We start from the raw sequence: 19696 nt of genomic DNA on the forward strand, positions 1-19696 counted from the left end.
CAAATAGCTGCATGCCGATGGCTACCCGTACCAACGTATCTGCAGTCGGCGCGGGAGTCGGAAATGGAAGCCTGCTGGTGCAGGCAATCAACGTGGCCCTGCATTGGCAGGGGCCATTTGGGCTGCTTTTCCGGTGCTTATGTCTGATCGGCCGATGCCAGGACCCTGATCTTCAAGCTGGGCTGCAGGATGGCCAGCGGACGGTCAGCCCGCAGGGTTTGCTGCGGCGGCTTGTGCTTGCCGGTGCCTGCGTCGTGCCCTGCCGCTACGGGAGTTCTGCCCGCGTTGCCGATGACTGGTGCAGTGGTGGGCAAGGCGCTGATCTTGACGCTCATGCGCAGGCCGTCCAGGTCGCGCTCCAGCTTCAGTGCCTGCTGGCTGCCGCTCGGCTGTGTGGCACGAGCGGGCAGCACTGCCGCCGCAGTGACTGCCGGGGCGCTGGCGACTGCCGTGGCCGGTGCCGTTGCTGCCATGCGTTCCTGGGTGATGCCGGCCAGAGCCACAGCGGACGCAGCGTTGGAGGCCGGGGCGCCTGCCACGGCTGTCTTGGCATTGGTGGTTGCGGTTGAGGTTGCCGCGGTCTTGCCCGGCTTGGCAGATGCCACGTCGGTGGCCGCAGGCAGCAGCTTGTTGCTGGCCACGCAGGGCAGTTCCAGGCTTTGCGGCGGCTGGTGGGTGGTGCTGCGCTTTCTTTCAGGCAGGGTATAGGAGAGGTTGCAGCCCACCATGCCGGTGTCGGTCTTCCACTGCACCTGCAGTTCGCCCTGGTCTGATAGCCCGCGCGCCAGCAGCTTGCCGGCCTGGCCGATCACGCCCAACTCCTTGCCGTCCATGTCCAGCACGCTGGCGCCAAAGGGCACAGGCATGTTGCCGGCCTGCCGCGCGCGGATCACGGCCGAGCGGCCGTAGGCCGTCTTGAAGACCAACAGCGGCACGGCACCGGCCAGCGGCGCGACGTGCTGGCTGGTTTCCTTGAGCTCAACGTCGGTGGAAAGGCCCTTGGGATCAATGGAGACCTCGTTCATCGAGAACGGTGTGAGGTAGGGCACGACGGCATAGCCCCGGCTGTCCACCTTCACTCCGGGCGCGTTGTTGATGCGCGCGCCCTCCGCGTTCTTGGCCTCCACGATGGCAAAGGTGTCAGACACCGATTGCGACAGTGTCACGCCGCCCGGGTGGGCCACGATGGCGCCACGCGCGCCTACCGAGAACTGCTGGTAGCCGCTGCTGGCGCTGACGCTGCCGCTGAGTTCGGTCTGCGATGCGCGGTAGGTGGCGTTGGCGCTGGCACTGGTGCTGCTGCCATTCATTCCACCGGTGTTGTGGTTGGCGCTGAGGCCGTAGGAGATGGCGTTGTCGTCGCCCAGCAGACCGGACAGGTTGGCCTGGGCCTGCACGCGGCCGCGCGAGTCGCGGTTGGTATTGGTGGAGAGCATCATGCCGCGCTCCATGCTGAGCGGAATCGACAGGCCCACGTGCAGGAATGTGTTGGACTGTCCCCAGGCATCACGCTGGCGCGCCGCAGAGAGGTTGTAGGAGATGTTGCGGAACGAGTTGCTGTAGCCAATGGCGTAGTCGACGTTGGAGCCCTGTCGGTTCCAGTACTTGGCAGTGGACGCCGTGAGGCTGAGGTTGCCTCCCCCAGGCCCGAACTGCTGGCCCATGACCAGGGAGGCGCGGTTGCGCGGCCTGTACAGGTCCGTGGAGGGCCGTAGCAGATTGGCCTGATCCCGTGCGCGCATGGCGTCGTTGAGGCCGAAGAATCCGTTGGTGGAGTAGCGATAGGCGGCAATGGCCACGTGGGTGCCGGTCTGCGCAAAGGACTTTGCGTAGCTGGCCCGCAGGCTCTGCCCGGAAAAGGAACCGTCGTGGGGGATGCTGGTGGAGGCGTGCGTGATGTCTGCACCGAAGGCGCCCCAGGGCGTGGTGAGCGCTGCGCCAATCATGGGCGAGATATGGCCCTTGGCCAGGGACACGCCGCCGTAGCCTGTCAGCATATTGGTGAAGCCGTGCTGCCACGTGGCCTGGGAGAACATGGGCGAGGTGTTGGGCAGGTGGCGCACCACGCCCGCAGTGAGGCTGTATCGGTTCTGCCCTTCACGCAGCGACAGCGGCACGGCCGCGTAGGGAACGGAGAAGCTGCGCACGGCGCCATTGGCCTCGGTGATGCTGACTTGCAGGTCACCACCGTAGCCCGTGGGATAGAGGTCGTTGATGACGAAGGCGCCGGGCGCCACCGTGGTTTCGTAGAGCTTGATGCCGTTCTGCGTGATGGTGACTCGGGCATTGGTGTTGGCCACGCCGCGCACCACGGGCGCGTAGCCGCGCTGGGAGTCGGGCAGCATGCGGTCGTCACTGTTCAAGCGTATGCCGCGAAACGAGGTGGAGTCCATCAGGTCGCCACCCGTGTAGGTGTCGCCCAGTATGAGCTGGGAAGACCAGTCGGCAATGTCGCGCTGTGCGTAGGTGGAGATGTTCTGGTAGTTGCCCCGTCCAGTGTCCGCCCAGTTGAAGGAGCCGTTGTGCCGGAAATGCCAGCGGTCGATGTTGACGCCGCCGTTCAGGCCCAGGTAGCTCTGCGTGGTGTTTTCTGCGTTGCTGGAGCGCCCGTGGTAGGTGTTGAACTGGTAGCCGAGCAGGCCGACAGGCACGCCGGCGCTCCATTGGTCAGGGCTGACATAGCCGCGCACCGAGCGGCGCAGCGAGGCCTGGGGCACGCTCAGGTCCAGTCGCTGCTTGCCGAAATCGAAACTGGTGAAGGCGCCCGCGATGATCTGGTCCAGCCGGTTGCAACCACCGTCGGCCGCCAGCTTCAATGCGGCCTCGGGCGGCAGGCGCGAGAGGTCGATGCCCACCTTCTCCAGCAGGGCCTTGTCCAGGCAGGGCAGCGCGTCCTGCGAGCCGGCCTGGGCCTTGAACTGCACTTCGCTGCGGCCAACCCAGTTGCCGTTGATGTAGATGTCTGGGTTGTAGCTGCCTGCCATGACCACGTTGGCGCGCGAGTAGCGCGAGACGTCAATGGTCTGCTTGCCGGTGTTCAGAAAGCTGGGGTCGAAGTCGACAGCAGCCGGCGTGGGCTGCCACTGGCCGGTGGACGTGGAGGTCGTGACTTCCTTGACCTGCTGCCCCTGCTGGGCCTCGGACTGCCAGCACACCAGCACGGAGAGCAGCAGCGCATGGCCGGGCTTCAGTTGGAAATATCCGGCAGGGCCTTGGCCTGGCCCCGGCATTGTTCCTTTTCCTTGCCTTGTATGCCGGCTTTTGATTCCCTTTTCTGAATCTGGAAAGACTGGCCTGATCATTTGCTTATCTCCTAATGCTGTGCGCCCGATGCAAAGCGAACGGCCAAGGCCGATGTGCCAGTCCCGGTAAAGAGACCGATGCCGTTTCGCCGGGTATTAACGCTGGGTATCGGTGTGCTGGCCGGGCTGAAAATGCAGTGGCATTAGATAGTCAGGCCGGAAAGGACGGGGGATTCGCGTGGCTGTGCTCGCATTGCCCTGTTTATTGGGCGGAATTTCCGATTCTGGCTTCGTGGTTGAGACTGGCGCCCCAATCATTGATGCTGCTGAACATCACCGTGGCACCTGCCGCGCCAGCCATATTGACACCCGCAGGTTCCTTGATTGGAAAGGTGGCCACCTGGCCGGGAAGAACGGGCCCGACGCCTGCCTCGAAGGATTTGCCGCCGAGTTGCACTTCAACGCCAGCCACATTGACCACAAAGGCGCTGGGATTGCGTGCTTTCAACACAGGCTGGTTTTTGGCGTCAACGTCTACCGACCATTGAAGCTGGGCAGGAGCTTCCTGGGCATTGCCGGGCAGGTTGCTGGGTCGGTACATGAGCTTGACACGGGTGCGAAAGGCGAACTGGAGATTGTTGGAGTCGCCTTCCATTTCCGCCTTGGGCGGGACGTCCAGCACGTTGAGCCAGAACAGGGATTCCTTGTCGGCAGGCAGTGCTTCGCCCGAATAGATGATGCGCAACGTCTGGCTCTTGCCCGCCTCGATGCGCATGATGGTGGGCGTGATGACGAAGGGAACGTCGATGTTCTCAGGCGATTCCTGGTTGTTGCCCTTGTCCAGCCAGGTCTGCACCAGGGCAGGTTTGCTGCCTTCGTTGGTGAGCTGGATGGTGGCTTCCTTCTCGCCACTGGGGAAGATGATGCGCGTGCCCGTCAATGTCACGCTGGCCTGTGCCGCCGTTCCAAGAAGAAGGGACAACAGGATGGCAGCAAGCCCATATGAACGTTTGATCGTCAGCATCGGAGAACTCTCTGGGTTTTGAGCGAAAGAATGGGGCCGGGCCCATGTCGGGAAAGCAGAAGACACGGCATATCGACCACCGCAAGGCGGCCGATATGCCTGAAAGTCAGTGATTACTGATAGACCAGCGAGTAGGTCACCGAGGTGTCGGTACGGCCTGCGGTCACGGGGCCGGTGGCCACGTATTCGGAGGCGAAACGCATGACGGCCCGGCCCGTGCCACCGACCTTGTTGTCGATGTCCACAAAGCGCGATTGGGCGGAACCGATCTTCAGGCGCTCGTTGTTGCTGGGATCCACGATGGCGATCTGGACACCGGAGGCCACGGTGGGCGCACCAGCACCGCTGGCCGCTGCGGGCTTGAGCATGCCGGTGACCAGGTCCACGTTGGGGCCGGCCTCGAAGAACACGGCGACCTTGGAGACAGGCGTCGTGGCGGTGGCGCTGGAGGCCAGCTCGCAGCCACTGAGTTCCAGCGAGAACGCCTGGCGGCCGACAGTGGCACCCACGGTGGCCAGCTGGTTGTTCGCCACGTTGGGCAGCTTCACGCCGTCCTTGGCGGCGCCGGCGACCGTGGTGTCCACCTTGCAGGTGGTGGTGACCACCTCGCCCGTGAAGTTGATGGTGCCGTCTGCTGCTTGAGCGGTGTTCATGGCCATCATGACCAGGCTGGCGACCGATGTCAGCAATGCGATCTTTTTCATGGGTATTCCCTCGAGTTGAAGAGATAAATGAAATTCCAGCAGCGATGAATGCGCTGATGGAATAAGAGATTGTGTGAATGGTTGAGTGGTTAATAAATCATCAGTGTTCCATGTTCACCTCATCAATCCAATGGTTGGTAACTGTCAGCATGGTCAATGATTTGCAGGGGTTGCGATCATGCTGGAATAGGTGGTGGCGCTGACATGGAGAAATTGTTCGGATGAGGGAGCGTTGGCGAGGGATGGGCGAGGTTTGTTTCTCTGGCATGTTTGAAATTGAATTGCTCAAAGACACCAGTGCCCAATGGCGCGGACGGGGTTCAGGAGAGAATATGTCAAAGAAAAAGGCGAAAAAACCTGTTCTTTGGGTATGTGATGGATTCTAGGTGTGCGCCGCCGTTATATGAAATAGGGCGCATTCTGATTATTTGAGCCTGAATCTAGGAATAGTCCTAGATTTGCTCTGTCGAATGGGGGAAAGAGGGTGCGCAGCCCGCCTGCGCCGGGCGGTTGCCTGTGCTGAGGGTGATGGTGTCTGCGGAGGGGGCGCGGGTCCCGCAGATCGGGAGGGGTGGTCGAGGGCGAAGGCCTGCAAGGGCAGCACCGGCCCTCGGCCCTGTGGATCAGGGGCGCTGGGACAGCAAATACTGCGCCATTTCGGCAAAGCCGTCGCCGCGCTCGGCCTGCGTGACATGGCGAGGCAGGTGCTTGAGCTGGGGCACGAAGCGCGCGATGTTGGCCACGCCCAGGCTGTGGGGCATGTGCTCGAACATCAGCTGGTCGTTGGTGGAGTCGCCGATGTAGATCCAGCGGTCCAGCGTGGCGTCGAGGTCGATGTCGAACAGGGTGCGCAGGATCCATCGCGCGCCTTCGAGCTTGTTGTGCGCGCCAAACCAGCCGTTGATGTGGATGGAGCTGACGGTAGCGTTCATGCCCGCCGCCTTCATGATGGCCACGCACCGGTCAATGTCCTGCTGGGGCATCTGCGTGAATTCGCTGTGGTCCACGGCAATGTCGCATTCGCGGCCCGCCGAGTCGGTGGCGCGCAGCGCGCCAGGCACGGTGGCCTCGATCTCGGCCAGCACCTGCTGCATGCGCGCGTAGTTGGCGGTGCGCGTGGCCTCGTCCTGCTGGTAGAGCTTGTCCAGCCCGCCCTGCGCATTGCGCCGCAGTGCCACGGCGCCGTTCTCGGCCACGATGGCATCCACGGGCCAGGCCTGGGCAAACGGCTCGCTCCAGCCTACGGGGCGGCCGGTGATCGGTACCACGCGCAGCCCGGACTGCTTGAGCTGGGCAATGGCATCAACGACATGGGCCGGCACCACGCCTTCCGTGGTCAGGGTGTCGTCGATGTCGGTGAGGATGCCGAGCGGCGATGCGGGAGGTGTCCAGAGGGACAGCGGCTGGAGGGTTGTAGGCACGGTCGTCAAAATGCAAAAAGCCGCCCGGGGCGGCTTGTAAAAGGGCAGCGTTTGCACGCACGGACCGTGCGCGCAAGGGCTCCATCCTACTGCCTGGCGAACTCGACGATGGCCTTGTAGAACTTGTCGGAGCCGTCCTTGGGGTTGTCGGGGGACAGTTCCATGCGGTTGACGCCGTGTTCGGCTGCGCCCTTGAAGCGCTGGTTGATCACCGAGAAGTAGTAGGGGCTGATGAAGGTGGCGCCTGCGTCATAGTGGGCCTTCAGCGCGGCCAGGTGCGTTCCGTCAAGTTTCCATTGCTGCGGATTGAACTCGGGCGCGCCGTAGCCGCTGCCGATCTGGTGCTGCTTCATGAAACCGCGCAGCCAGTCGCTGTTTGTGGCGCCGCCGTACATGTTCAGGCCCTGCTTCCAAGGTGCCTTGCCGTCAAGCGTCTGGGTCGAGGCGAACAGCTGTGGATTCCAGGAGGGGTTCACATCGGGAATGATCTGGTGGGAAAAGAGCTTGGCGGCGGGCAGGCCGGCTGCAATGGCACGTTCATGGAATACCGCAAGCTGCGCATACACCTGGGATTCGCGGTACTGGTTCCAATCCTTTGCCAGGGGGTTGTAGTAGACGTCCTGCAACTGAACAGGCATGTCTAGCCAGAAGCGCACGCCCTGCTTCTCCAGCATGGACGTGGGCGGCATCCACCCGAGCCGTCTGGGGTACAGATTGACCATCTTGCCCTGATTGCGTGGAACGACAACGAAGTTGGCATTGGCCAACTGGTATTTGCGTCCCTTGGACTCGGCCACCACTTGCACGATGTGCTGTCCGGCGGTCAGGTTGCTGAAGTCGAGGTTGTAGCGGAACCCGGTGTTGGGACTGGTGATGTTGTCCACAGCGCGGTAGACATCCAGGCGATTGAGTCCGCGTGCCATGGGCCCTGCGAGCTTGCCGTCCAGATAGAGATCCAGGCGTTCTATGGCCTGGTTTGGGTCCCACAGCCAGCCACCCACGGGCAGTGTGCCGTCGGCAAATGCATCGTAGTGTTCGCCGAAGCCGTTGAGTTTTTCCTTGCGTATGTCCTTGGATGGGGCAGGAATGACGTCGAACGACGCGTAGTCCAGCCCGGTCTGCGCCTTGAACTGCGCGATGCCTTTGTATTTGCTCTGCAGCCATTGGCGAAAGCCTGCCACCGAGCCTGGGCTGTAGTCGGTGACGCGGATGTCCTTGTAGGCGCCCATACCGTTCTCGAAGTCCGGGAACATGTGGTGCAGTTCACCGGGCAGGGTGTAGGCAATGATGCGGTCCTGTACGGGCTGGGGCAGCTCCCGGATCTTCCTGGCCATGTATTCGAGGGCCTTGAAGCGGTAGTGATTGACGGGCACCGAGGGGTCTGTGGAGAGCGTGTAGGGCAGGATGCGGTAGCCGAAATAGCCCAGTTCCAGAGGCTTGCCGTCGCGTAGCTGCATCAGGTTGACGGGGTCCTTGGCCAGCTCGGCGGCAATGGGGCCGACCGAGTCGAAATGGTCTGCCGAGAAATACAGCACGACCGGGCGCTGTACCTTGCGGATGACGTTCAGGAAGCTGTCCACCTTGGCCTCGTCGATTTCCCAGCCCTTGGACGTGCGCTGGTACAGCCCCAGCAATTGCAGCGTGGCGGTGTAGCCGATCTGCACGTTACCCTTCGGGCCGCCCGGTTCCAGCGTGTCCAGCAGGCGGTTGACGGCCGCGGAGCCGTCCAGCTTGCGCTGCTGGCAGAAGGCGTAGGCCTCGTCCATGGACTTGATCCTGATGTCGGCAACGGCTTCATCGCACAGGAGCATGCCTTCCACCGTGGGCGCGATGACCAGGGGCTGGCTGCGCGTGGCACCAGAACCTGTCTGTGCATGGGCCGCCATGGATGCCAGGGCAAGGCCTGCGGCGATCAGCGTGGATGCGTATGGAAGGTGGAAGGTGCGAGGCAGGTGGGGCATGGATGGGCTGGTGGACAGGACTGGATGTGGCAGGCCGCGAAGACGGCGCGGTCAGGCGACGGCTTCGTCTTCAAGGGACAGGCTGACCGGCTCGGTGGGTACGCTGCTGACGTCGTAGTGCAGAAAGGCGATCAGGCACTGGATGCCGATGATGATGGGCAGTGCCGCGAGCATGACGGTTCCGCTGGTGGCCGGGTGGCTGGTACTGCTGCTGACGACCCAGCGCCAGAGACCAAAGAAGGTGCCTAGCAGCACGAGCAGCGTGCCGCTCAGGCTGTACAGCGTTCCCACGTTGAAGTCGCGCACCAGATAGTTGTAGACATAGCGCCGCCACAGTCGCGAGGCGTGCTTGCGCAGGAATTCAGGCAGCACCTTGCCTATCTTGAGGTTGGATTCCTCATCGGCATAGACCGAATCCATGGGCACGTCCTTGACGACGGCGCGCACGGTGTTCAGGCGGAACAGCATGTCGGTCTCGAAGAAGTAGCGATTTTCCAGCTTGTCCAGCGGGAGTTCGGCCAGCACGCAGGTGCGTACGGCCGTATAGCCATTGGTCGGGTCCATCACGTTCCAGTAGCCGCAGCTGAGCTTGGTCATGAAGGACAGCACGGCATTGCCGAACAGGCGTACCGGAGGCATGTCCTGTACCGACTCAGGCCGGTAGAAGCGGTTGCCCTTGGTGTAGTCGGCCTGGTGGCGCAGCAGGGGACGCACGAACAGCGGCAGCAGCGAGGGGTCCATCTGGCCGTCGCCATCGATCTTCACCACGATGTCCATGCCGTCGGCAATCGCCGCCTTGTAGGCCGTGACGATGGCGCCGCCCACGCCCCGGTTCTCGGGGTTGTAGAGCACGCGCACGCGTGGGTCCGTGTTGTTCTCCTCGATGAAGCGTCCGCTGCCGGCAGGGCAGGCGTCGTCCACGGCATAGATGGCCTCTACCTCGGGACCGATGGCATTGATGACACCGAGCACGTGCTGGGTGACCTTGTAGCAGGGGATGGCGACGGCAATGCGCATGGTCGTGGACATGGAGCTCAGGATGCGTGGGCGGTGATGGTAATGCCGGCGAGGATCAGGGCGCCGCCGATCAGCGTGGGAATGCGGATGGGCTCACCCAGGAACAGCCAGCCCAGGCACGGCACGATCACGAATGCCAGTCCCATGAAGGGATAGGCCAGATGCAGCGGCGCATGGCGCAGCACCCAGATCCAGACCAGGGTCGTGATGCCGTAGAGGGCGAGTGCGGTGATGAGCCAACCGTTGAACACCCAATGCTGCCAGGTGGCGGCATCCGGTATGGATTGCGCGGCTTTCTTGAAAAGCATCTGTCCTAGCGATATGCCCAGGACGCACAGGATGGTGATGCTGGTGAGGAACGGAGTCATGTAGTGGATTGGACGAGGGCGTCAGCGAGGTTCGTGGCGGTAGTAGGGGTCGATGGGCACGCCTTGCTGTATCAACGCGCGAGCGGCTTCGGGAAGCGTGGACCTTAGCAGTTCCGCTCCAGACCAGGTGATGATGGTGTCCTTGGGGCAGTGGAAGGTAATGATCAGCTTGCCTGGTCCTGCCGGGCGAAGATGGTCGTTTCCGTGGAGGGCGTAGGTGTGGGCTTTCCCATCGGGGCGCAGCCGCAGGGCGGTATCGGGCTCATACCAGTCGTTCGACTGATAGGCGTTGGAGACCTGTACGGCGGCTTTGCGGCAGGTGCGGGCTTCTTCTCCCTGCAGCTCGATGGCGAAGCGCGCTCGCCAGATGGCATCCATGGTGCGATGCGGGGAAAGGATGCCGGGCTCCTTGATTTCCAGCGGTATGACCAGGGCGGCCGGGCTGGTGGTCAGCTTCCACCGGCCCTCGCCGAGGTCCGTGGCATCCTGGGACTGAAGGGCGCCCATGGCGGTGCGGTCCAGTGCCATCTCCACAGGGCCGGGCCGATACGGGTCCATGCCCCAGGTTTCGTGCCGGGCCGCGTAGCGTGCGAGCGCAGGCGGCAGCAGTGCGAGCACCAGCACGATGGCCACCTTGCGCGGCAGCCATTGCGCCAGCTGGCGCAGACCCCTGGCTGCAGAGCCGGAGGATGTGGCCAGCGCGGCAGGTTTTTGCAGCAGGATGGCGCATGCCACACCGCACAGCAGCATCAGCCAGGGCTCCAGGAAAAAGAGGTTGTAGCGCGTGTTGTAGAGCACAGGCGCCAGTTGCGCCGCCATGGCCAGCACCAGCAAGAGCAGTGTCAGCAGGATGGTGAGCCGTTCCGGCTCGTGCCCTGGAGGGCCGGGCAGCCGCAGGCGTTCGCCCTTGGGGCGTCGCCGCGCCTGGAGAGCGAGCGAGATGGCGGCAAAGCCGATGGCAAGCCACTCGAACACCCGCAAAGCGCGCAGTTTGCGCAGGAACTGCAGTTCGGGCGTGCTGTAGATCAGCCAAGCCTTGATTTTGTGGGTGAAGAACCCGGCGTTGTCCGCCAGCGAGGTGTTCCTGATGATTTCCAGGCCCACACGGGCGTTGATGCGGTCCGACTCGTGGGCAAGTGGGTTGGTTGTGGCCATGTCGGAGGCGATCTGCGGAACAAGTGAGGCGTCATAGCCGAAGCCAGAGTAGATCGGTTCCAGCCCCATCTTGGAGGGGCTCACGCCATAGAGCAGGCCCGAGCCTGCGCCCGTTCCCAGCGCCCAGACGTCAAAGCATGCGCCGTTCTTGATGATGACCGCAACGGGCAGCAGAATAGCTGCCACCAAGGCCACGCAGAGACGGCGATCAATGATGCGCGAAAGGCAGAGCAGGGTGCGGCCAAGCGCCGGGCCGCGCCAGGCAGCGTATGCCGTCAGCACCAGCGCAGCGATCAGGGCCGCCAGTGTGAAGACCTGCAGAACAGGGCGCGACAGCAGGGTGATGGTCAGGCCGATGGCGAACAGGCCTAACAGCAGGCGAGGCCGCCGCCCTCCCAGTGCGTATTCAATGCCCGCTGTCATGCACAGCATCAGGCCGAAGAGATAGATAGATTCGGTCAGTACCTGCGGAATGAACGAAGCCAGTGCCGGGTAGCTGACCAGCAGGCTGGTCGCGATCACCCCGGCCCACAGTCCGCCCAGCCGCGTGGCGCAGCGCCACATCATCAGAACGCAGGCAAGAAAGAGTACGCAATTGGCCAGTTCGACGCGCGCATGGTCGGCGCCCCATACGGCGGCCCAGATGTAGCCCAGCGGGGCGACGTAGTAGCTGGCGGGGTCGGTGGTCAGGAAGGTCCAGGGGTCTGCAAGCAGCTTGCGGGCGTTGGGAAGGTAGGTCCAGTAGGCGTCGCCGTTGAGCTGGTCATCGGGCAAGGGAAAGAAGCGGATGAGGCGCTTGGTCGCTGCAACCAGGATGAACGCCAGCCACAGAGCTGAAAAATAGAATCCGAATTTGCGCTGCATAAATTATGAGGACATCATTTCAGGGCTGGACTGGATTTTGATTTTATCTTATGAAGCTGGCGGTTGATAAGAGAATATCTGCCAATTTTAATCGATGGTGCAATTGCTCTGCACGCCGGTGATTCTCATGTTATGTGTGTCTATGTCGCTGATTGTGTGAGTGGCTTGCCTGAGGTTTTCGATGGCAAGTGAGAAAGTACGGGCAGCAGTACCAGCGGAGCGGTGAAGAAGGAAAGCAGATATCGATATTCCCCGGCGATGGAGAAAAAGAATACGGCCGTCAGTTGGAGTGTGAAGATGCTGCACACTATCAGGCTGCTCCGATCCCGCAGGCGCCATGCCTTTGCTGTGGTGAAAATGATGAGGAATATTCCCAGCCATGGAGCCCAGAATATGGCTCTATATTCCAAGGCAAAATTGTACCAAGGCATAAGAATTCTATGCGGAAGGAGTTCGCGAAACTGTACGGTTGATTCCGATTTTGTCTGGGAAAGAATGTATTGAGCGGCTTCCGGGGGGGGGAGTCCGCCATTGGCCAGGGATGCATAGAGGAAAATATTCACTCTGCTTGCCATGAAAGCGGGAAAATTGTGCCAGAGATTGTATTTGAAGAACTCTTTGATAATGGTTTGCTTTGCCTGCCTGGGAAGATGCAGAAGGGCTGGGCCTGCATCACTGAAAATGAGGGGATCCCAGTAATAGTGATCATGAAATTTCATGATGTGATTCAGGGATTTTCCAGTGGAGGTGAGTGCCTCTGCTGATTTTTGGGATATGCGAGGTTTGTTATATTCCCACAATCCCATGGGGCGATGTTCCATGAAGCCCACGGTTTCATAGAGAGCGAGAGGGAAAATGCTGCCGATAGGTGTATGGTATTTGTATTGGGAGTTGGCAAATATTGCTATGGCACACCATGGCAGCGTGATGGCCAGAAGCCTCCAGCGATGAAGTTTCGGCAGGGCAAAAAATAATGCGACAAGGGCAATTGCATTGATGAATCCGTTGGGGCGTGCGAACAATGCAAAAGGAATGGTCAAGGCCAGCATCCAGCATGCAGCTGTATCGAGGCGTCTGGCACGGTGGGAGCGCCATATCTCGAACAGCATGCCCATCATGGCCATGGCATAGATTCCATCAGAATAAAGCGCGATGGAGTAATAAAGGACGCTGGGGGCCAGTGCAACAAAGAAAAGGCAATACCAGAAGCTCTTGTAGAGGCGTTCGCCCAGCATCCAGCTCAGAATACGTGCACTTACAACCGTGCTGACGCTCATTTGTATGAGGATGGGGACTTCCACCAGCCTCCAGGGGGCATAGAGCAGAAGATTGTAGAGGTACCAGAATGCAGGTTTGCCTGCCTGAGCAACCCGATCGGTCTCCACTTCAAGAATGATGGCAAGACTGTCTTGCCCTAGAACGCCTGGCCAGAAGGCCAGCAGCCATAGCATGTAGACAGCGCTGATGAGCGCCAGCAGCCATATGAATCTTCGTTGTGGACTTCCGGGCATGCTTTGTCCTAGGGTTTGCGAGGCTTGATCTTGAGTGCCCTTTTTTCTATGCCGTGCCACGACGCATAGGCAAGAACCGTGGTGATGGCAACGGACAATGCAAGAACGCTGGCCGAGCCAATGGTTGGCCAGAAAAAATGGATAACGGTCTGCTGGATGGGGAAGGCAATCAGATACAGACCATAGGATGGATCTCCCCAGCGGCCGAATTGACGCAATATGGGGGTCGATTGAGTGCCAAGATAAATAAGGAGGTAGGGCAGTGCAATCATCAATGAAAGGTATCGCAGCCCGAAAAACCAGGCGCACAGACTTGCAACTGTCAATGCCGCAAGCCACGGCAATGGTCGCCTGCTCCAGCTAGGTTGAAGAACTGCCAGCGCGGATCCAAGAATGAAATAGACCATCATTTCACGCTTGAGCTTCCAGTCAGGGTGAAAATCAGGGCCGTATTTGACTTGGTACCAAATGGTCGTCACCAGTACCATCAGCAGCCATACAGTGCGAATGCGCAAGGCGCCAAGCAATCCTGCACAGGCCAGGATCACATAGCATTGCACCTCGTAGGGAATGGTCCAGATTGAGCCGTTGGCCGCTCCTCTGAGAGGATTGTTTTCGAAGAGTCCCGGAAGTCCGGCCTTGCCATGCAGCCATATATTGGATAAATAGCCGGAAGTTGCGCTGTCTTGCAAATATTCCTTGGGGGCAAGGGTTGTCAGCCACACGCCCAAGCCATAAGTAGTCAGAACGACTACAGCAATAAGCGCTGGCCAGATACGCAGGGCACGCCTCAAGGTAAAGCGTACGAGATGCGGGTCATTGTTCCAACTGCAGGTGACCAAGTAGCCGCTGACCACGAAAAACACAAGCACCGCGAAACCGCCCAGCGAGTGTATTCCCAGCACCAGTGGCTCAAATTGCCCTATGAGTGCATGGTGGTGACTGACGAGAACCGCCAGTGCCGCAACGATTCGAATGGCATCGAAATTGTTGGTGTGGGAAACGGGCCGATGAAGGTTGGGAGTGCTTGCTGTCATGCCTATGGTATGGCCTGTCTTTGGTCAGTTTCCGGATTGCAGCGCCAACCCCGCATGCTCGCGCAGCGGATGAAAGTGAATCTTCGGAAACCGCTCCTGCGCCAGCCGCACGTCATAGGGCGAGGTGCACAGATAGGCCAGCGTGTCGGCCGCATCGCGCGCCATGCGCAGCGGGTAGGCGTTCTCGAATTCACGCAGCTCGGCCGGGGTGTCGGCCGTGATCCAGCGGGCGGCCGTGTACTGGCAGCCTTCCAGACGGATGTCGCAGTCGTATTCGGTGTTCAGGCGGTGCTGCACCACTTCGAACTGCAGCTGGCCCACGGCGCCCAGCAGCATGTTGCCGCCGGCTTCGGGTTTGAAGACCTGGATGGCGCCTTCCTCGCCCAGCTGCATCAGGCCCTGCTGCAGCTGCTTGGTGCGCAGCGGGTTCTTGAGCACCACGGTCATGAACATTTCAGGGGCGAAGAAAGGCAGGCCCGTGAATTGCAGGCTCGCGCCGTCGGTGATGGTGTCGCCCAACTGCACGCCACCATGCGTGGTGAAGCCGATGATGTCGCCCGCATAGGCTTCTTCGACGGCTTCGCGGCGCTGGCTCATGAAGGTCACGACCGAGGTGGGGCGCAGTTCCTTGGCGGTGCGCTGCACCTTCATCTTCATGCCGGGCGTGTACTTGCCCGAGGCCACGCGCACGAAGGCGATTCGGTCGCGATGGTTGGCGTCCATGTTGGCCTGGACCTTGAAGACCACGCCGGAGAAGCCTTCGTCCTCGGGGTGGATGATCTTTTCCACAGGCTGCTTGTTGACCAGCAGCGAGCTTTTTCGGGGGCCGGGCGGGGGCGACATGTCGACCACGGCATCCAGCACTTCCATGACACCGAAGTTGTTCACGCCCGAGCCGAAGAAGACCGGCGTGAGCTTGCCGGCCAGGAAGGCCTCATGGTCCCAGGGGGCCGAGGCGCCCTGGGCCAGTTCCATGCTGTCGAGCGCGTCGTCAAAGGCCTGCCCGAAGCGCGCGCGCAGCTTGTCGGCCTCGGCCAGGGGGATGGCCTCGAAGTCCTGGGGGCGGCGTTCGCTGCCAGGCTGGAACACCGTCATGGTCTGGGTGAGCAGGTTGATGATGCCGCCAAACTGCTTGCCCTGGCCCACGGGCCAGGTGACGGGGCAGCAGGGCATGCCCAGCTCGCGCTCCACTTCGTCAAGAATGTCCAGCGGATCGCGCACTTCGCGGTCCATCTTGTTGACGAAGGTGATGATGGGCGTGTCGCGCTGGCGGCAGACCTCGATCAGGCGGCGGGTCTGCGATTCCACGCCGTTGGCGGCGTCGATCACCATCAGCGCCGAGTCCACGGCCGTGAGCACGCGGTAGGTGTCTTCCGAGAAGTCCTTGTGGCCCGGGGTGTCGAGCAGATTGACCACATGGTCGCGGTAGCTCATCTGCATGACCGAGCTGGCCACCGAGATGCCGCGCTGCTTTTCGATTTCCATCCAGTCGGAGGTGGCGTGGCGGCTGGCCTTGCGGCCCTTGACGGCGCCCGCGATCTGGATCGCGCCCGAGAACAGCAGCAGCTTTTCGGTTAGCGTGGTCTTGCCCGCGTCGGGGTGGGAAATGATGGCAAAAGTCCGGCGGCGCCGGGTTTCCAGGGCGTAAGTCAAGGGGGAATCCAGGAGATGGGCTGTCGAGAGCGCACGGGCGTCTGGCACCCGTGGCGAATCGGAGCATTTTACAGAGCGTGGGCAAGAGAAGGCTTTTGCATGGTGTCCCGGATTGGCCTGTGCATTGACCTGCTGCCTGGGGACTGTTACGACCTGCTTTCGTGTGCCGACGAAACCATTATGGGAATGAGTGCCAGCGGCATGGCAAAGAAAAGCAATAAGTAACGATACTCGCCCGCCGAGGCGAATGCAGCGATACCGGCCAGTTGCAACGCCAGGGGAATTGTCACAAGCAGGGCTGGCAGTTCCTTGCGGCGACAACTGCGCCACAGCAGCATTGCCAGCAGGCCCATGCCCAGCCAAGGTGTCCACAGCAGCCACCGCCACGCGTAGCTATATCTGTGCACGGTGCGCAGTGCCTGTTCTGCCCGGTCCAGCCCGAACCGGCGCATCTGTGACTGTGCCTGGGTGCGTTTCAGGACGTATTGCGCGTAGTCGAGCGCAGGAAAACCACCCTGCGCAAGGGCTGCAGCCAAAAAAACGTTCACACGGCTGGCCGCCACGTCCGGCAGGTTGTGCCACAGGTTGTAGCGGAAAAATTCGCTTACCAACTCCTTGCGCTGCTCATCGGGTAGGCCCAGGAGCTGGGGTCCTGATGGATGGAAGACAAGCATGTCCCAATAGGCTGGATCCGAATATGCGAGCATCAGGTCCCGCGGGCGATAGCTGTCGAGGATTTCCAGGGTGCGCGCGGAAAGCTTGGGCTCCTGCAGCACCCACGGGTCGTTCATGAGGGGCTGCTTTTGCCATAGATCGTTCATGGCCCTGGGCTGGAGTAGCTTGACGGTCTCGAAAAGGACCAGTGAATCCGAGGCGCTTTGCGCGGTCGATTTGTGCAATTGGGTTCCTGCATAGACCGTGGCGCACCAGAACGCGATGATGGTCCCGAGATACCAGCGGCTGCGAAGGTCGGCGAGAAACAGGGCGAGCATGGCAGGTGCCAGGAAAACGATCCCGTTGGCGCGCACGAACACGGCCAAGGGCAAGGCAAGGGCAATCATCGCAAGGGACGCCCAGCTGTGCTGGCGCCGGCTGCACAGCAGCCATATTTCGAACAGCAGCGCGCAAGAAGCCACGGCGAAGATGGCGTCCGGGTACAGCGTGCCTGTGAAATAGACCATGTGCGGCGCCGCGCAGATGAAGAGCAGCAGAAAAACGCACAGCGCGCGGTGCCGCGAGGTCCAGTACCAGGCCAGCATGCGGGCGAAGAACATGGCGCACAGCAATATCAGCGCGATGATGGGTACTTCCACCAAGTGGGTGGCACCGTAGGTGATACGGACGAAGTAGTACCACAGCACACCCTTGCCGGAACGGAATTTGTCCGGGTTGTCCACTTCCATGAGGACGGCCGCGCTGTCCTCGCCCAGCACGCCGGGCCAGAAGATCAGCAGCCATCCCAGGTACAGGAGGCTGAGCAAGCCCCAGAAACCCAGGAAAGTCCTGCCATCGGTTGCCTGGGCTGTCGTAGAAGTGTTTTTCACTTGGAGTGCAGGAGTCATAAGGGTGGGATGGCAGAGCGTGAAGGGCGGGGTTCTGAACCATTCGATAAGACGCAATGGTGGACATCTTGATGCCGTCTTGATACGGCACGTCGCAATCTCAATCCGCTTTTGACAGCCCCGGCCCTAGAGTTTTCCCCATCGCAACAACAGGTGCCGCCATGCGGCGCCGATGCGGGAGAAATCCCTATGACCCTGACCGAAATCACCGGATGGCTGGGCGCCCTGGGCGCCCTGGCTGTGTTTGTCTACCTCGGATACGCATTGCTGCGGCCCGAACAGTTCTGAGGTGGCGCAGATGCAAGACCTGATCTTTATCGCCCTGAGCCTGGGCTGCTTCGGGGGCCTGCTGGCCTTCGTGGCGGCGCTGGGCCGGATTTGACTGCCTGAAAGGAGACCTCCATGTGGTTGACCTGGATGGAATATGCACTGGTGCTGCTGCTGATGACGGCGCTGGCCGTGCCCATGGGGCAGTGGCTGGCACGCTGCTTCACGAGTGAGCACCATGCCTGGATCGAGCGGCTGAGCTTTCGCGCTCTGGGCGTGAACCCGGCCGAGCGCATGGGCTGGCAGCGCTACGGGCTGGCGCTGCTGCTGTCCAACGGCGCCATGCTGCTGCTGGGCTATGCGCTGCTGCGCCTGCAGGGCTGGATGCCGCTCAATGCGCTGAGCAATGCGGCGCAGACACCGGACCTGGCCTTCAACACGGCCGTGTCCTTTGTGACCAATACCAACTGGCAGGCGTATTCGGGCGAGAGCAGCCTGTCCAACGCCACGCAGATGGTGGCCATCACCTTCATGATGTTCGCTGGCGCGACCACGGGCGTGGTCGCCGCGGCGGGTGTCATCCGCGGCCTGGCGCGCTCCAGTGCCTCGGACCTGGGCAACTACTGGGTGGACTATGTGCGCATGCTCTGGCGCGTGATGCTGCCGCTGAGCTTTGTGGTGGCCCTGGTCTATGTGTGGCAGGGTGTGCCTCAGACGCTGGATGGCCAGGTCTGGGCGACGACGCTGGAAGGCGCTCGCCAGCAGATTCTTCTCGGCCCCGTGGCCAGCCTGGAGAGCATCAAGCACATCGGCACCAACGGTGGCGGCTTCTTCGGCATGAATGCGGCCCATCCGTTCGAGAACCCCACGCCGCTGACCAACGCATTCCACATCCTGGGCATGCTGCTGATCCCGTCGGCGCTGACCTATGCGCTCGGCTCCATGCTGCTGCGCCGTCGCCAGGGCTGGGTGCTGTTCGGCGCCTGCCTGGTGATGTTCGTGGGCTTTCTGGCGCTGGTGTTCACGGCCGAGCAGGCCGGCAATCCGCTGCTCACGGCCGCAGGTGCCGACCAGCAGATCAGCGCCACCCAGCCGGGCGGCAACATGGAGGGCAAGGAGCTGCGCTTCGGCATCGCCGATACGGCGCTGTTCGTGACCACGACCACGGCCGCGACCACGGGCTCGGTCAATGCCATGCATGACTCGCTGACGCCCCTGGGCGGGCTGGTGCCGCTGGCGCAGATGATGCTCAACTGTGTGTTCGGCGGCGACGGCGTGGGCCTGATCAACCTGCTGCAGTACGCCATCCTCACGGTTTTCCTGGCCGGCATGATGATCGGCCGCACGCCCGAGTTCCTGGGCAAGAAGATCGAGGCGCGCGAGATCAAGCTGGTGATGCTGGCCGTGATGGCGCACCCGATCTCCATCCTGGGCTTCACGGCGTTGGCTGCGGTCTGGCCCGACACCATGGCCAGTCTGACCAACCGGGGGCCGCACGGCTTCTCGGAGGTGCTCTATGCCTATGCCTCGGGCACGGCCAACAACGGCTCGGCCTTTGCGGGCCTGAATGCGAACACGCCGTTCTTCAACACCACCATCGGCCTGGCCATGCTGGCTGGCCGCTATCTGACACTGCTGCCCATGCTGGCCCTGGCCGGCAGCCTGGCGGCCAAGCCCACCGTGCCTGCGGGGCCGGGCACCTTCCCGACGGCCACGCCGCTGTTCATGGGCTTGCTGGTCTTCGTGGTGGTAGTGGTCGGTGGACTGACCTTCCTGCCTTCGCTGGCCCTGGGTCCTGTGGTCGAGCAACTGCAGATGCTGTCAGGACAGGTCTACCCCTGAACACCCCTGAGCCCGTTTTTTTCCTGGCCGCCTGCTGTGCCTGACACAGCAGCGCGGCGGAGGTTTCC

Annotated in this window: 14 protein-coding genes; 2 read left to right on the forward strand and 12 right to left on the reverse strand. The window is 61.7% G+C overall.

Annotation, left to right across the window (positions count from 1 at the left end; translation table 11 throughout):
• Positions 1–137: 137 nt before the first annotated feature.
• The 12 genes from DTS01S_RS20075 to DTS01S_RS20125 all read right to left on the reverse strand — a co-directional run bounded on the left by DTS01S_RS20075 (position 138) and on the right by DTS01S_RS20125 (position 17438).
• Positions 138–3230, reverse strand: a complete 3093-nt coding sequence (locus tag DTS01S_RS20075; RefSeq protein WP_061288591.1) for a fimbria/pilus outer membrane usher protein — start codon at positions 3228–3230, stop codon at positions 138–140.
• A 274-nt stretch (positions 3231–3504) separates the two neighbouring features.
• Positions 3505–4266, reverse strand: coding sequence for a fimbrial biogenesis chaperone (locus DTS01S_RS20080; protein WP_016452763.1), 762 nt, complete (start codon positions 4264–4266; stop codon positions 3505–3507).
• Positions 4267–4379: 113 nt separating this feature from the next.
• Entirely contained in the window at positions 4380–4970 is a 591-nt protein-coding gene (locus DTS01S_RS20085; RefSeq protein WP_017407602.1) for a fimbrial protein, read from the reverse strand.
• A 623-nt stretch (positions 4971–5593) separates the two neighbouring features.
• Positions 5594–6391, reverse strand: a complete 798-nt coding sequence (locus DTS01S_RS20090) for an HAD-IIB family hydrolase (protein WP_026062949.1) — start codon at positions 6389–6391, stop codon at positions 5594–5596.
• A gap of 86 nt (positions 6392–6477) precedes the next feature.
• Entirely contained in the window at positions 6478–8352 is a 1875-nt protein-coding gene (locus DTS01S_RS20095) for a hypothetical protein (protein ID WP_017407604.1), read from the reverse strand.
• A 51-nt stretch (positions 8353–8403) separates the two neighbouring features.
• On the reverse strand, positions 8404–9381 hold the full coding sequence (locus DTS01S_RS20100) for a glycosyltransferase (protein ID WP_017407605.1): 978 nt from the start codon (positions 9379–9381) through the stop codon (positions 8404–8406).
• Positions 9382–9386: 5 nt separating this feature from the next.
• Positions 9387–9737, reverse strand: coding sequence for an EamA family transporter (locus DTS01S_RS20105; RefSeq protein WP_017407606.1), 351 nt, complete (start codon positions 9735–9737; stop codon positions 9387–9389).
• 21 nt (positions 9738–9758) lie between these two features.
• Positions 9759–11756 carry a hypothetical protein gene (locus DTS01S_RS20110; RefSeq protein ID WP_017407607.1) on the reverse strand — a complete coding sequence of 666 codons (1998 nt, stop codon included), beginning with the start codon at positions 11754–11756 and terminating at the stop codon, positions 9759–9761.
• Positions 11757–11896: 140 nt separating this feature from the next.
• Positions 11897–13267, reverse strand: coding sequence for a hypothetical protein (locus DTS01S_RS20115; protein ID WP_061288593.1), 1371 nt, complete (start codon positions 13265–13267; stop codon positions 11897–11899).
• Positions 13268–13275: 8 nt separating this feature from the next.
• Positions 13276–14304: an acyltransferase family protein gene (locus DTS01S_RS29855; protein ID WP_074931974.1), complete on the reverse strand. Its 1029-nt coding sequence runs from the start codon at positions 14302–14304 to the stop codon at positions 13276–13278.
• Between the two features lie 24 nt (positions 14305–14328).
• Positions 14329–15957: a peptide chain release factor 3 gene (locus DTS01S_RS20120; protein WP_061288595.1), complete on the reverse strand. Its 1629-nt coding sequence runs from the start codon at positions 15955–15957 to the stop codon at positions 14329–14331.
• Between the two features lie 146 nt (positions 15958–16103).
• Complete coding sequence (locus DTS01S_RS20125) at positions 16104–17438, reverse strand: hypothetical protein (protein ID WP_174538916.1); 1335 nt, start codon at positions 17436–17438, stop codon at positions 16104–16106.
• A gap of 270 nt (positions 17439–17708) precedes the next feature.
• On the opposite strand from DTS01S_RS20125, the gene DTS01S_RS20130 reads away from it, so the two are divergent.
• Both DTS01S_RS20130 and kdpA read left to right on the forward strand, forming a co-directional pair.
• Entirely contained in the window at positions 17709–17807 is a 99-nt protein-coding gene (locus DTS01S_RS20130) for a potassium-transporting ATPase subunit F (protein WP_013800438.1), read from the forward strand.
• Positions 17808–17921: 114 nt separating this feature from the next.
• Positions 17922–19628: a potassium-transporting ATPase subunit KdpA gene (gene kdpA, locus DTS01S_RS20135; RefSeq protein WP_016448469.1), complete on the forward strand. Its 1707-nt coding sequence runs from the start codon at positions 17922–17924 to the stop codon at positions 19626–19628.
• Positions 19629–19696: the final 68 nt, after the last annotated feature.

Origin of the sequence: Delftia tsuruhatensis NBRC 16741 (assembly GCF_001571325.1) — a bacterium.
Taxonomy (GTDB): Bacteria; Pseudomonadota; Gammaproteobacteria; order Burkholderiales; family Burkholderiaceae_C; genus Comamonas; species Comamonas tsuruhatensis.

Excerpts from the sequence above, each read along its gene's own strand:
- DTS01S_RS20080 (WP_016452763.1), bottom strand. The coding sequence starts at position 4,266 with ATGCTGACGATCAAACGTTCATATGGGCTTGCTGCCATCCTGTTGTCC.
- DTS01S_RS29855 (WP_074931974.1), bottom strand. The coding sequence starts at position 14,304 with ATGACAGCAAGCACTCCCAACCTTCATCGGCCCGTTTCCCACACCAAC.
- DTS01S_RS20075 (WP_061288591.1), bottom strand. The coding sequence starts at position 3,230 with ATGCCGGGGCCAGGCCAAGGCCCTGCCGGATATTTCCAACTGAAGCCC.
- DTS01S_RS20115 (WP_061288593.1), bottom strand. The coding sequence starts at position 13,267 with ATGCCCGGAAGTCCACAACGAAGATTCATATGGCTGCTGGCGCTCATC.
- DTS01S_RS20100 (WP_017407605.1), bottom strand. The coding sequence starts at position 9,381 with ATGTCCACGACCATGCGCATTGCCGTCGCCATCCCCTGCTACAAGGTC.
- kdpA (WP_016448469.1), top strand. The coding sequence starts at position 17,922 with ATGTGGTTGACCTGGATGGAATATGCACTGGTGCTGCTGCTGATGACG.
- DTS01S_RS20130 (WP_013800438.1), top strand. The coding sequence starts at position 17,709 with ATGACCCTGACCGAAATCACCGGATGGCTGGGCGCCCTGGGCGCCCTG.
- DTS01S_RS20105 (WP_017407606.1), bottom strand. The coding sequence starts at position 9,737 with ATGACTCCGTTCCTCACCAGCATCACCATCCTGTGCGTCCTGGGCATA.
- DTS01S_RS20085 (WP_017407602.1), bottom strand. The coding sequence starts at position 4,970 with ATGAAAAAGATCGCATTGCTGACATCGGTCGCCAGCCTGGTCATGATG.
- DTS01S_RS20110 (WP_017407607.1), bottom strand. The coding sequence starts at position 11,756 with ATGCAGCGCAAATTCGGATTCTATTTTTCAGCTCTGTGGCTGGCGTTC.
- DTS01S_RS20095 (WP_017407604.1), bottom strand. The coding sequence starts at position 8,352 with ATGCCCCACCTGCCTCGCACCTTCCACCTTCCATACGCATCCACGCTG.